Genomic DNA, 12,767 nt, shown 5'->3' with positions numbered 1-12,767 from the left:
GCACGTGCGTGCCGACGAAGGGACTTCATGCGCAAGTTGGTGGCGCGTCGCGCCGCGGTCAAAGCTGTCGCCATCGCATCGACCGTTCTCCTGGCTCCCTTGTTCGGCACGACCACCGCCTCGGCGGTTCCCGATGCCCCCGCGCAGCTCGCCGCGGACAATCTCCCACCGGAACTCGTGCAGGCCATCGCACGCGATCTGAAGATGACCCCCACCGAGTACCTGGACCGCGCCGCGCGCGCCCAGCAGCTGCGCGACTACGCGCGCGAGTTCCGTTCGGAGCGGCCAGATTCCTACGCGGGCGCCTGGATCGGCACCGACGGCAAGCCCGTCATGGCGGTCACCTCGCTGGATGCCGCCAAGATCGCCGCGGCCGACGGTTACCAGACCCGGCTCGCCCCCGTGTCGGCGGACAGCCTGGAAAGTTCGCTGGTGCAGCTCAACCAGTGGATCACCGGCCTGCCGCGCGAGATCTCGCAGGCGATCAACTCCGTGGCCATCGACTTCTTGAACAGCCAATTGGTGCTCAGCGTCGCCAACACCCCCGCGGGCCACATGCTCAACCTGCCGACGCTCCTGGCCAACATCAAGGTCATCCTGTCGCCGAACAGCGGCGGCCCGGTCGAACGCAGGCCGATGGGCGGTGACACCTACATCAGCGCGCCCGGTTCGCTCCAGGACTCCTCCCTGCGCGCCGTCGACGTGTGCTCGTTCGGGTTCAACAGCGTCGACGCCTCCGGCAACGCGCTGAACATCAGTGCGGGCCACTGCGATCCGAACCTGGGCAAGGGCAACCAGGAGGCCGGCGTCTACCTGCCGAACGTCCGGGACATCCCGGCCAGCCCCGAACTGGGCACCTTCGTGCGCGCCTCGCTGGGCGGCCAGTCCGCGCTGGACTACTCGGTGATCAAGCTGAACGAGCGCGCGGTGCGGGCGGGCATGGACCAGCCCTCGGTGCGCGGCGCCAACGGCACCACGCTGGCGATCACCGGCACCGCCGACCCGATCACCGGAGCACCGGTCTGCAAGTCCGGTCAGTCGTCCACCTTCACCTGTGGCTTCGTCGTGGCCGACCGGGTGGAGACCCAGCTCTACACCGCCGAGGGCGAGAGCAAGACCGTGCGCGGGTTCGCCAGCTCGGCCTGCACGCTCGGCGGCGACAGCGGCGGCGCCATCGTGTCCGGCACGCTGGCGCTCGGCATCACCAGTGGTTCGAACGCGGCGGACGCGCCGAACTGCAACGAGGCCAACATCGCGCTGGCGCAGTACGGCGGCACCGCCTCGCTGGGCATTCCGATCCGGGCGATCCTGGCCGACATCGACGCCTCTTCCGGCGGCGGAATCGGCAGCGGCATCACCGTGCGCACCCGGCCGAACGCGAGCTGAGCGCACGCCGCGTGGTGTGTCGATCGACATATCGCCGGTCGGCGGGCTATGAGGGAGTCGGGAACCACAACATGAGTAGGCATACCGCGTCGAACCCCATATAGTCTGCTCATGCTCCTGCCACGTATAGGACCTCCCCGCTCGACTGCGCGACAGACCGTAATCCGAAAGACAGTGATCGCCGCCTCGGCGGCGATACTGCTGTTCGGGCCCACCGCGGCAGTGGCGACGGCTCAACCCGACCAGGCTCCCGGTCTGCCCGCCGAGCTGGTCGCCGCGGTGACCCGCGATCTGAAGATCTCGCCCGACGAGTACCTGCATCGTGCGGAGCTGGCGCAGCAGGTGGCCGCGTTCGCCACCACCGCACAGCGGCAGTACCCGGCCGTGTTCGGCGGCTCTTGGCTGGATGACGCGGGCAAGGCGGTCGTGGCGCTGGCGCAGGGCCCCGGCGCGGACGAGGCGAAGAAGGCCGCCGAGTCGGCCGGTTTCGAGGTCCGCAACGTCGCCAAGAGCGAAGCGACCCTGCGTGGCGAGAAGAGCGCGTTCGAGCGCTGGCTGGACGGCCAGCCGGAGGCGGTGCGTTCGATGGTGCGTGGCGCGGTGGTGGACACCGTCAACAACGCGATCGCGGTCCGCGTGGATCAGGCGGGCCTGCCGATGCCGAACTTCATCGACCCGGCGCGCGTCATCGTGATGGCCCCGCCGGTGGCCGGCGAGCAGGGCACGTTGCAGGCCGGTGACATCGCCGGCGACGCGCGTGGCGCGCTCGCGGGCGGCGACGGCTACGCCTCGGTCGCCGGACGCAGCTCGCTGCGCTGCTCGCTCGGCTTCAACGGCACCGACCGCAACGGCAACACGGTGAACATCACCGCGGGCCACTGCAACCCGGACATCCCGTCCGCGGGCAGCGGCAACGCCGCAGGCGTCTACGAGATGAACGGCGACCGCCTCGGCGCGCAGCTGGGCGTCTTCCAGAAGTCGGTGCTCGGCGAGCAGGACTACTCGATCATCCGGGTCAACGACCAGGCCAAGGACCGCTTCGCCAACAACGGCGTCCGCGCGCCCGGCGCGGCCCCGATCCCGGTCGAAGGCGTGGCCACCCCGGTGGTCGGCGCTCCGGTGTGCAAGTCCGGCGCCCGCACCGGCTTCAGTTGCGGCATCGTCAACGCCGTCGACCAGACCGTGCAGGTCGGCGACCGCGAGCTCACCCAGAGCTTCTCGGCCAACATCTGCGCGCTGCCCGGCGACAGCGGCGGCCCGATCGTGACCGGCCGGTTGGCGCTCGGCATCTCCAGCGCGTCGTCGGTGGCCGACTACCCGATCTGCGAGATCCCGAACCTGATCGGCGCGCTCACCGGTAACGTGCCGCAGCTGTTCGCGCAGCCGGTGCACGTGGTGCTCTCGGACAACCCGGGTCTGCGCATCCGCACCAACTGACCGCGGGAACACGCGAAGGCCGGCAGCGTCGAGCTGCCGGCCTTTCGCCGTCTCAGGGGCTTTCCGCTGCCCTTACGTGGCCCGCGCGGGGCAACGCCGCATGGCGTGCGGCAGCGGTCCGGCATCCTGGACCGCATGTGTTTGGTGTTGATCGGCTGGCGCGCGCATCCGGAGTACCGGTTGATCGTGGCCGCCAACCGGGACGAGTTCTACACCCGTCCGACCGAGTCCATGCGCTGGTGGCCGGAAGCGCCGGGTCTGCTCGCCGGACGCGACACCGGGGCCACCGGCCGGGCGGAGGGCGAGCCGCCGGGAACCTGGCTCGGCCTGAGCACGCATCCGCACGGTGACAATCGTTTCGCCGCCGTCACGAACGTGCGCGACCCCGCCGATCAACGATTCGATGCCCGTTCTCGTGGCGCGCTGCTGATGGACTTCCTGCGCGGCGCCGCCGATCGCGGCCGGGCGGGCGAGTTCCCGGGACCGGAGAAGTACGTGCTCGACGTCGCCGCCGCTCCCGACGACTACAACGGCTACAACCTGGTCGTCTCCGACCTGCGCACGCTGTGGTGGCACTCCAACCGCAGCGCCGCGGAACCACGCGAACTCGCGGCGGGCTTCCACGGGCTCTCCAACGGCACATTCGTCACCTCGGCCGGCCCGGACCTAGGGGAAGCCGATCTGATCGCGCCACAGCCCATCTGGCCCAAGATACGGGCGGGCGTGGACGGGCTGCGCGAGGTCGTGCGCACCGAGCCGGGAGCGGTGGACCGCTACTTCGAAGTGCTGGCCGACCGCACCGAAGCCGCCGACGACGAGTTGCCGCACACCGGCGTCCCTTACGAGATGGAGCGGGCGCTGTCGGCCAGGTTCGTCGCGCACACCGTGCACGGCACCCGAGCGAGCACGGTGCTGATCGTCCGCGAGGACGGGACGTTCGAGATGGTCGAGCGCTCGTTCGGCCCGCTGGGCGAGGAACGGGGCGAGAACGTCGTGCGCGGCCTGCTGGATCTGACGGGATGAACGACGACGGCCCGCCCTCCGAGGAGAGCGGGCCGCCGAGGATCTGACGAGCGGGTGCGACCGAAGGCCTACTTCGGCTTGTCCGCCCACTTGGTGGTGCCTTCCGGCGCCTGCAGCGTGTTCACCAGGTCGATGCCCGCGACGAGCAGAGCGGGACCGCCGATGGCGACCGTGCCGAGGATGCCGCCGATGCCGGCGCCCGCGATCGCGGCCGGGATGCAGCCGACGCCGAGGAACGGCAGACCGAGGATGCAGCCGATCACCGCGCCACCGATGACGCCGATGGCGGTGCCGAGGAAGCCGCCGACGGCGGTCGCGATGCCGAACTGGCTGGCGAACTCGTTCTGCGCGCGCTGGTTCTCGATCGGCGACGCGATCGGCTGCGCGACGACGTTCACCGCGTTGAGCGGCTTGTCCTTGGGCACGTTGACGTTGACGCCCTGCTCAGGCGTCAGCTCGAGCACCGTGTTGTCTTCCTTCACGACCGGTTTCACCGGGACGACGGTGTCGGCGACCTTGAAGGCGATCGGCAGCGTGAGGACCGCGTTGCCCTCCGAGTCCTTGATCCGGTAGACGTCGTCTTCCTTGACGTCCTCGGAGGACTTGGCCAGCTCGAACGTTCCCCCCTTGAGCGTCGTCACGACGGTCTTCTCCACCAGCTTGACCGAGTACCGGATCGGGTCGGGCGTAGCAGCGGCCGGCTCGGCATGGGCGGTCCCCAATCCGATGGTCATCGCACCGATGACCATCGCGGCCGCCGCGGTGGTTCTGCGGAGATTCAATTCAGTTTCCAATCCATCATCAGGTCGTACGTCACCACTGGTCTTCAGCACGCGAGAGCTCTGTACAGCAAATCCGGGTGGTCGGCTCCGGATCCTCCCCGAGCAGTGTGAAGACGGTCGCGGCAATCAGAACGTCGTGAGCCTAATAGAACGCCGCGTTTTAAGCGAGATCCCTTATCAGGACTGGGGACTAAGCCAATCCTTACCGACTGTACGGAATGCTTCGCCGTTTACGGTGGTGGTCGACCACTCGGCAGCGTGATCGGCAGAATTTACTGTGACATTGATCACAGGTAAATAGACGGTCAAGCCCCAGCGTATGGGGCTATAGCCGAAAAGCCGATCGTACGATGGACATAGTTGTTACTGGCGGGTAACTTACTGCCGGTTAGGATACGAGCGAACCGAGACGGTAGCGGAACGAGCCGCACTCGGGTGCCTCTAAAGAAAGGTCGCGACATGAATGCCCTGACAGTGACGCTGGGCACGATTGGGGCGGCGCTCAGCCTCTTGTGTTGGGCGTCGTTCATCGGCGGCGTCCGCAATATCGCGCGCGCCATCATGGTCGGACAGCCCGCGCCGGACCGCTGGCGGCCCTTCTTCCCGCGCTTCAAGCAGATGCTCGTGGAGTTCATCGCGCACACGCGGATGAACAAGTTCCGCACCGTCGGCTGGGCGCACTGGCTGGTGATGATCGGCTTCATCGGCGGAGCCATGCTGTGGTTCGAGGCGTACGGGCAGACCTTCGACCCGGCGTTCCACTGGCCGATCATCGGCAACCTGGCGATCTACCACCTGTGGGACGAGATCCTCGGCATCGGCACCGTGGTCGGCATCCTGACGCTGATCGTCCTGCGCCAGCTCAACCACCCACGGGTGCCGGAGCGGTTGTCCCGGTTCAGCGGTTCCAAGTTCGGCCCGGCCTACGTCATCGAGGCGATCGTCCTGCTCGAGGGCCTCGGCATGATCTTCGTGAAGGCGGGCAAGATCGCCGCCTACGGCCACTCCGACCCGGCCACCGACTTCTTCACCATGCAGGTGGCCAAGCTGCTGCCCGCGAACACCACCATGGTTGCGCTGTTCGCCTTCGTGAAGCTGATGTCCGGCATGGCGTTCCTGTACTACGTCGGCCGCAACGTCACCTGGGGCGTTGCCTGGCACCGCTTCTCGGCGTTCTTCAACATCTACTTCAAGCGTGAGGAAGACGGCGGCGTCGCGCTGGGCGCGGCCAAGCCGATGATGTCCAAGGGCAAGCCGGTCGACATGGAGACCGCCGACCCGGACACCGACACCTTCGGCGCCGGCCGGATCGAGGACTTCTCCTGGAAGGGCTGGCTGGACTTCACCACCTGCACCGAGTGCGGTCGCTGCCAGTCGCAGTGCCCGGCCTGGAACACCGGCAAGCCGCTGTCGCCGAAGCTGCTGATCATGTCGCTGCGCGACCACGGGTACGCCAAGGCTCCCTACCTGCTGGCCGGTGGCCGCAAGGACCTGGGCGGCGAGGAGATCGGCCTGGTCGACGCCGAGGGCAACCCGAACGAGGCGAAGCTGGCCAAGATCTCCGAGGCCGCCAAGGCCGAGGCCGAGCGGCCGCTGGTCGGCGGCGCCGACGTCAACGGCATCATCGATCCCGAGGTGCTGTGGAGCTGCACCACCTGCGGCGCGTGCGTCGAGCAGTGCCCGGTGGACATCGAGCACGTCGACCACATCATCGACATGCGCCGCTACCAGGTGCTCATCGAGTCGGAGTTCCCCTCCGAGCTGGCGGGCCTGTTCAAGAACCTGGAGAACAAGGGCAACCCCTGGGGTCAGAACGCCAAGGACCGGCTCAACTGGATCAACGAGCTCGATTTCCAGATCCCGGTCTTCGGCCAGGACGCCGACAGCTTCGACGGCTACGAGTACCTGTTCTGGGTCGGCTGCGCGGGCGCCTACGAGGACCGCGCCAAGAAGACCACCAAGGCCGTCGCCGAGCTGCTGGCCACCGCCGGCGTGAAGTTCATGGTGCTCGGCGCCGAGGAGACCTGCACCGGCGACTCGGCTCGCCGCGCGGGCAACGAGTTCCTGTTCCAGCAGCTGGCCCAGCAGAACATCGAGCTGCTGAACTCGGTGTTCGACGGCGTCGATGACCGCAAGAAGAAGATCGTCGTCACCTGCGCGCACTGCTTCAACGCGCTGAACAACGAGTACCCGCAGGTCGGCGGCAGCTACGAGGTCGTGCACCACACCCAGCTGCTCAACCGCCTGGTGCGGCAGAAGCAGCTGATCCCGGTGAACTCGGTGTCGCAGAAGGTCACCTACCACGACCCCTGCTACCTGGGCCGCCACAACAAGATCTACAACGCGCCGCGTGAGCTGATGGCCGCGTCCGGCTCCAACCTGGTCGAGATGCCCCGCCACGGCGAGCGCTCGATGTGCTGCGGCGCCGGTGGCGCGCGGATGTGGATGGAAGAGCAGCTCGGCAAGCGCGTCAACATCGACCGCGTGGACGAGGCGCTGACCACCTCCCCGGCGAAGATCGCGACGGGCTGCCCGTTCTGCCGCGTGATGCTCACCGACGGCGTCACCGCGCGTCAGGAGAAGGGCGAGGGCGAAGGCGTCGAGGTGGTTGACGTCGCCCAGTTGATGCTGGACGCCATCGAACGCGTCGAGCCCGCGGTGCTCACCGAGAACCTGACCGTCATCCAGGAGCCCAAGGCGCCCGAGGCGGAGCCCGAGCCGGAACCCGAGCCCGAACCGGCCCCGGCCGCCGAGGCTCCCGCGCCGGCGAAGGCCGCGCCGAGCGGCGGCGGCCTGGCGATGAAGGGCCCCGCCAAGGCACCCGGTGGCGGCGGTCTTGCCATGAAGGGCCCGGCGAAGGCCCCCGGTGGCCTGGGCATGAAGGGCGCGGCCAAGGCGCCCGGCGCCAAGGCTCCCGCCGCCGAATCGGCGGAGACCGAAGCCACGCCGGCTCCCGCCGCTCCGGCCAAGGGTCTCGCCATGAAGGGTCCGGCGAAGGCGCCCGGTGGTCTGGGGATGAAGGGCGGAGCCAAGGCACCCGGTGCCAAGGCCACCGCTTCCCCCGCCGCCGAAGCTCCGGCCGAGGCTCCCGCAACCGAGGCTGCCGAGGCCAAGCCGGTCAAGGGCTTGGGTATGAAGGGCGGCGCGAAGGCGCCCGGTGGTGGTCTCGCCATGAAGGGCGCGGCCAAGGCACCTGGCGCGAAGGCTACGGCGGCTCCTGCGGCCGAGGCCGCGCCCGCCGAAGCGGCTGCGGAACCAGCCGAGGCGAAGTCGGCCGAAGCGGTTACGGAAACGGCCGAAACCGGCCCGACCGAGACCAAGCCGACGGTGCCCGCCAAGGGTCTGGCCATGAAGTCCGGCTTCAAGCGGCCCGGCCCCAAGGCCCCCGGCAAGACGGCAGCGGCCCCGAAGGACGCGGCTCCCGCCGAACCGGCTCCCGCGGAGCAGGCTCCCGTCGCGGAAGCTTCCGCCACGCAGCCCGAACCCGCCGCCGAACCGGAGCAGTCCAACGGCGCGAGCGGCAACGGCGCACCCGAAGTCGCGCCGCCCACCGCCAAGCCGGGCGGTCTCGGCTTCAAGGCCGGTGCGAAGGCTCCGGGCCGCAAAAGCTGAGCCAGGATAGCGGAGAAGAGCCCGGGTACTCGAGGAGTACCCGGGCTCTTTCGTTCGCGCCGTATCCGGCGACCGGCACAGCTCATCGACGCGGGGTGCGCTACTCGCCTATCGCCGGAGGCGTCCAATCCCACAATCTGGCCGACTTCCGTCCGGCCACGCCGCGTCCGGCGAGGCGGGTCAGGCCGGTCGCCAGTCCGTAGACGAGGGCATTGGTGGACAGACTTATCGCGGGATCCTGGCGTGCCATGCGCTGCACCTGCTGTCCGCGTGGGCGGCGCAGCTGGTCGAAGCGGGCCAGCGCCGCCGGAACCGGGCCGTCGCGCAGCTCAGCGGCGAGCGCGGTCGCATCTTCGAGCGCCTGGCACGCGCCTTGGGCGAGGAATGGCGTCATCGCGTGCGCGGCGTCGCCGAGCAGCGCCACCCGGCCCTGGGCGAACGACGGCAAAGGATCGAGATCGAAGATGTCATGACACAGAATCGCCTCCGGTGGCGTCGCGGCCAGCAGAGCAGGGATCGGGTTGTGCCAGCTGCCCACCCGCCGACGCAGTTCCGCGAGATCGTTCCCGTAGCGGATCCCTGGTTCGGACTGCCGAACGGTGAGAAACCAGAACACCCGCCGATCGGTCAGCGGGTGGGCGCCGAAACGCGCACCTCGTCCCCAAGTCTGGAATCCTTCGATCGGCCATACCGAGCCCGGCTCGGTCACCCCGCGCCAACACAGAATGCGCTGAAAGACCGGATCGGAGTCGGCAAACAGGCCGCGTCGCACCCCGCTGTGGATGCCGTCCGCTCCCACGAGGACGTCCGCGGCGGCTCGGTGCGTTCCTTCCTCCGTCCGGTAGGTCACCGACACCTCTGATCCGGACTGCTCGAACCCGATGACCTCGGCTCCGGCACGTACGACGCCGGTGGGCAGATGGCCGAGCAACGCGCTGTGCAGATCAGCGCGATGATTGGCCAGCAGCGCGACGTCGCGCCCCGCCTCGTATCGCATCAGGTATCGGCCGGACGGAGTCCGCAGGGTCGCTCCGGCCTGCGTCGGCACCGAGACGGCGCGGAAGTCCGCTCCGACACCCAGCGCGTCCGCCGCACGCACGGCGTTCGGAGCGAACGACCAGCCCGCGCCGATCTCTCCCGCTCGCGCTCTCCGCTCCAGAACGGTCACCGCCCATCCGGACCGGTGTAGTCCGACGGCCGCGGCGAGTCCGCCGATCCCGCCTCCGGCGACGATCGCCGATCGGCCCTGCCCCGTCACCGGTCGCCGCTCTCGCGCGAAGGCAGCGGTTGTTCGCTCAACCGCTTCGCCATCCAGTCGTAGACGTCGTGCGCCGCCCGTAACCGCTCGGCCCGCGCGCTGCCGGGCCCCGCCAGTTCCATGCCCTGCGCGGCGACGTCGCGAAACGAGTGCAGACCCGCCACCCGCCGCTGCACGACGGTGCTCCACGCGTCGTCGTCCATCCGGTAGAAGTGCGTGCGCTCACCGGGTTTCGTGCGCCGTCGTACGAAACCGGCATCGATGAGCACCCGCATGTTCGTGGCCAGCGACGCCCGGCTCGCTCCGATGGCCGCACCGATTTCGTCCGCCGATTGCTCGGCCGGATCACAGATCATCAACCATCCGAGGATGCGCCCCGAGATCGGCGGGATGCCGTATTCCGCCGTGCAGAACATCGCCACCCGCTCGACCCACTCCAGCACCTGCTCGTGGCCGGGGTCCCGATTCGCCATACTCACTCCGATTCACACATGTCTAGTTGATTCAGTATTTACTGAAACATATGGACATGGCAAGGCGCGGCCGAGCACGAGACCGGACGATGCGCGGGGCCGATAGCGACCCGCGCGCGCCGTCGTGCGACTATGGCCGGGTCAGTGCGGCGTAGCGTGCGAGATGTTCGTCCGTCGAGCCGAATTCGTGCTCGATCGCGGTAAGCCGCTTGAAGTAGTGGCCGATGGCCAGCTCTTCGGTCATGCCCATCGCGCCGTGCAGTTGCACGGCGTTCTGCCCGATGAAACGCGCCGCCCGCGCGACGGTGACCTTCGCCGCCGAGACGGCGCGGGCCCGGTCGTCGGCGGAGGCGCGCAGGGAATGGACGGCCAGGTGGACCGCCGCGATGGCCTGCTCCAGTTCGATGTACATATCCACCATGCGGTGCTGCAGCGCCTGGAAGCTGCCGATCGGCTGACCGAACTGCTCGCGCTGTTTGGCGTAGTCGATGGTGTCGGCCAGCACTTTGCGCATGCAGCCGACCGCTTCGGCGCAGATCGCGGCGGTCGCCTCCGCGACGGTCGGCTCGATGACGCTCCAACCGTCCGACTCCGTGCCCAGCAGCGCGTCGGCGGGCAGTCGCAAGTCGGTGAACACCAGATCGGCGGCCGTCCGGTCGTCGATGGTGCGGTAGGCGTGCACCTCGACGCCCGCGGGGGGAGCGCTCGCGTCGAATTCCAGCCGGAACAGCGAGATGCCCGCCTTGTCGCGGCGATCGCCGGACGTGCGCGCGGTGATCAGCAGATCGGTGGCCAGCGGCGCGCTGGTCACCACGGTCTTCTCGCCGTCGAGCACCCAGGCGTCGCCGTCGCGGCGGGCGGTGGTCGACACGTCGTGCAGCGTGGCTCCCGACGTCGGTTCCAGCGCGGCGAACGCGACGCGCGCGTCACCGGACACGATCCGGCGCAGCACGGCATCGGCCTGTTCGCCGCCGGAGCGCTCGAGCAATCCGGCGCCGAGGACCACGGTGTCCACGAACGGCTCGACCACCAGCGCGCGGCCGAGTTCCTCGGCGATCACCATGAGTTCGACGGGGCCGCCGCCGGTGCCGTCCACCCGCTCGGGCAGGGTCGCGCCGAGAATGCCGAGTTCGTCGGCGAAGCCGCGCCAGACGGCGGGCTGCCAGCCCGCCTCCGATTTCGCCGCCGCGCGGCTCTTCTCCAGGTCGTAGCGGGCGCCGAGGTATCCGGCGATCGCGGAGCGGAGCATTTCCTGCTCGTCGGTAAGCGTGAAGTCCATCAGAGCCCCAATGCTGCTTTGGCGAGGATGTTTCGCTGAATCTCGTTGCTGCCCGCGTAGATCGAGCCCGCTCGGTCGTTGAAGTACTTCAGCGGCGCGACGGCCTGCCAGTCCGCGCCGCTGTGGTAGCCGTCGGCGGGCGGCGTGTACTGGGCGATCGGGCCGCCCGGCTTGGTGGCGTGCGGCTGGTAGACGCGACCGCGCGGCCCCGCGACCTCCAGCGCCAGCTCGGTGAGCTTCTGGCTGAGTTCGGTGCCGAGGATCTTGAGTGTGGAGGAGGCGGGGCCCGGGTTCTTCCCCTGCGCCATCGCGGAGATGGTGCGGTACTCCAAGATTTCCAGCACCTCGGTGCGGATCCGCAGATCGGCGAGCTTGGCCGCGAACACGCGGTCCTCGATCAGCGGGTTGCCGTCCGGGCCTGGCTGCCGCGCCGCGTTGGCGGCGATGTCCTGCGCCATGACCTGCAACCACGGCGCGGCCGCGCCACCTCGCTCGTGCACGAGCAGGTACTTCGCGACGGTCCACCCGTCGTCGATCCGGCCGAGCACATTGGCCTTCGGCACCCGCACGTTGTCGAAGAAGACCTGGTTCTGCACCTGCTCACCCGAGGTCATCACCAGCGGCCTGATCTCGATGCCCGGCGCGGTCATGTCGATCAGCAGGAACGTGATGCCCTGCTGTTTCTTACCCGTGCGCGAGGTGCGCACGAGGCAGAAGATCCAGTTGGCCTCGGTGGCGTGGGTGGTCCAGATCTTGCTGCCGGTGCACACGAAGTCCTCGCCGTCGTCGACGGCGGCCATGGTCAGCGCGGCCAGGTCCGATCCGGCCTCCGGCTCGGAGTAGCCCTGGCAGAAGAAGACCTCGCCGGTGAGGATGCGGGGCAGATAGAACGCCTTCTGCTCGGGGGTGCCGAACGCGATGATCGCAGGGGCCACCATCCTGATGCCCATCGGTGACAGCGCCGGCGCGCCGGCCAGCGCCGATTCCCGCTGGAAGATGTAGTGCTGGGTCAGGCTCCAGTCGCATCCGCCGTGCTCCACCGGCCACGCGGGCGCCGCCCAGCCGCGCTCGTGCAGGATGCGCTGCCATTCCATGCTCGCCTCATGGTCGGGATACACGCTCGTCGCCAAGCGCCCGGCCCGCCGCAACTCCGGCGTGAGCTTCGCGTCGAGGAATGCGCGCACCTCGTCCCGAAACGCCAGATCCTCCGCTGACCAGTCGTAATCCATCTGCCCTCCCAGAGGGTGTGCACCGTTGCTTCCGTGGCGACCATCCCGCCACCACGCGAGAGAATGTACGACCGTTTGTTTTACAGAGTCAAACTGACGTCATATGCCCGCAGACTCTTCACCAGGGGGCGAACCGACGGCACGGTGGCCGGACCCCAGCACAGGCCCGGCAACCGGTCCATCCGCGCCGAGCAATCGCCGCCGCACCTCAGCCGCAGGGACTGGATTCACCGATCTTGACCACCGACAGCACGGCCTCCCCCTCTCCGATCAACGTGCCCGGCCCGG

At 68.8% G+C, this 12,767-nt stretch carries 9 protein-coding genes; 4 read left to right on the top strand and 5 right to left on the bottom strand.

Translation table 11 applies throughout. The annotated features are described in order from the left end of the window. Positions 1 to 27: 27 nt before the first annotated feature. The 3 genes from ACH49X_RS11060 to ACH49X_RS11050 all read left to right on the top strand — a co-directional run bounded on the left by ACH49X_RS11060 (position 28) and on the right by ACH49X_RS11050 (position 3,846). Positions 28 to 1,386, top strand: coding sequence for a S1 family peptidase (locus ACH49X_RS11060; RefSeq protein ID WP_195080858.1), 1,359 nt, complete (start codon positions 28 to 30; stop codon positions 1,384 to 1,386). 111 nt (positions 1,387 to 1,497) lie between these two features. Continuing rightward, positions 1,498 to 2,823, top strand: a complete 1,326-nt coding sequence (locus ACH49X_RS11055) for a S1 family peptidase (protein WP_397069526.1) — start codon at positions 1,498 to 1,500, stop codon at positions 2,821 to 2,823. A 135-nt stretch (positions 2,824 to 2,958) separates the two neighbouring features. Next, the gene (locus tag ACH49X_RS11050) at positions 2,959 to 3,846 is read left to right on the top strand and encodes an NRDE family protein (RefSeq protein WP_357110529.1); all 888 of its coding nucleotides are present in this window, start codon (positions 2,959 to 2,961) and stop codon (positions 3,844 to 3,846) included. 68 nt (positions 3,847 to 3,914) lie between these two features. Here the strand turns inward: ACH49X_RS11050 and ACH49X_RS11045 are convergent, their stop codons facing one another. Further along, positions 3,915 to 4,628: a hypothetical protein gene (locus tag ACH49X_RS11045; protein WP_195080861.1), complete on the bottom strand. Its 714-nt coding sequence runs from the start codon at positions 4,626 to 4,628 to the stop codon at positions 3,915 to 3,917. 459 nt (positions 4,629 to 5,087) lie between these two features. Between ACH49X_RS11045 and ACH49X_RS11040 the strand changes: the two genes are divergently transcribed. Continuing rightward, positions 5,088 to 8,240, top strand: coding sequence for a (Fe-S)-binding protein (locus ACH49X_RS11040; RefSeq protein ID WP_357208899.1), 3,153 nt, complete (start codon positions 5,088 to 5,090; stop codon positions 8,238 to 8,240). Between the two features lie 100 nt (positions 8,241 to 8,340). Here the strand turns inward: ACH49X_RS11040 and ACH49X_RS11035 are convergent, their stop codons facing one another. The 4 genes from ACH49X_RS11035 to ACH49X_RS11020 form a co-directional block, all read right to left on the bottom strand. Then, the gene (locus ACH49X_RS11035; RefSeq protein ID WP_195080863.1) at positions 8,341 to 9,498 is read right to left on the bottom strand and encodes an FAD-dependent monooxygenase; all 1,158 of its coding nucleotides are present in this window, start codon (positions 9,496 to 9,498) and stop codon (positions 8,341 to 8,343) included. Next, positions 9,495 to 9,971, bottom strand: coding sequence for a hypothetical protein (locus ACH49X_RS11030; protein ID WP_357208901.1), 477 nt, complete (start codon positions 9,969 to 9,971; stop codon positions 9,495 to 9,497). The genes ACH49X_RS11035 and ACH49X_RS11030 overlap by 4 nt, the downstream gene beginning before the upstream one ends. Positions 9,972 to 10,101: 130 nt before the next feature. Next, on the bottom strand, positions 10,102 to 11,250 hold the full coding sequence (locus ACH49X_RS11025; protein WP_357208902.1) for an acyl-CoA dehydrogenase family protein: 1,149 nt from the start codon (positions 11,248 to 11,250) through the stop codon (positions 10,102 to 10,104). Then, the gene (locus tag ACH49X_RS11020; protein WP_195080866.1) at positions 11,250 to 12,479 is read right to left on the bottom strand and encodes an acyl-CoA dehydrogenase family protein; all 1,230 of its coding nucleotides are present in this window, start codon (positions 12,477 to 12,479) and stop codon (positions 11,250 to 11,252) included. The genes ACH49X_RS11025 and ACH49X_RS11020 overlap by 1 nt, the downstream gene beginning before the upstream one ends. Positions 12,480 to 12,767 lie beyond the last annotated feature (288 nt).

Source organism: Nocardia sp. NPDC019323, assembly GCF_044389845.1.
GTDB classification, from domain to species: Bacteria; Actinomycetota; Actinomycetes; order Mycobacteriales; family Mycobacteriaceae; genus Nocardia; species Nocardia implantans.
Note: the sequence above shows the minus strand (reverse complement) of the source record. Positions and strands in the feature narration are given on the sequence as shown.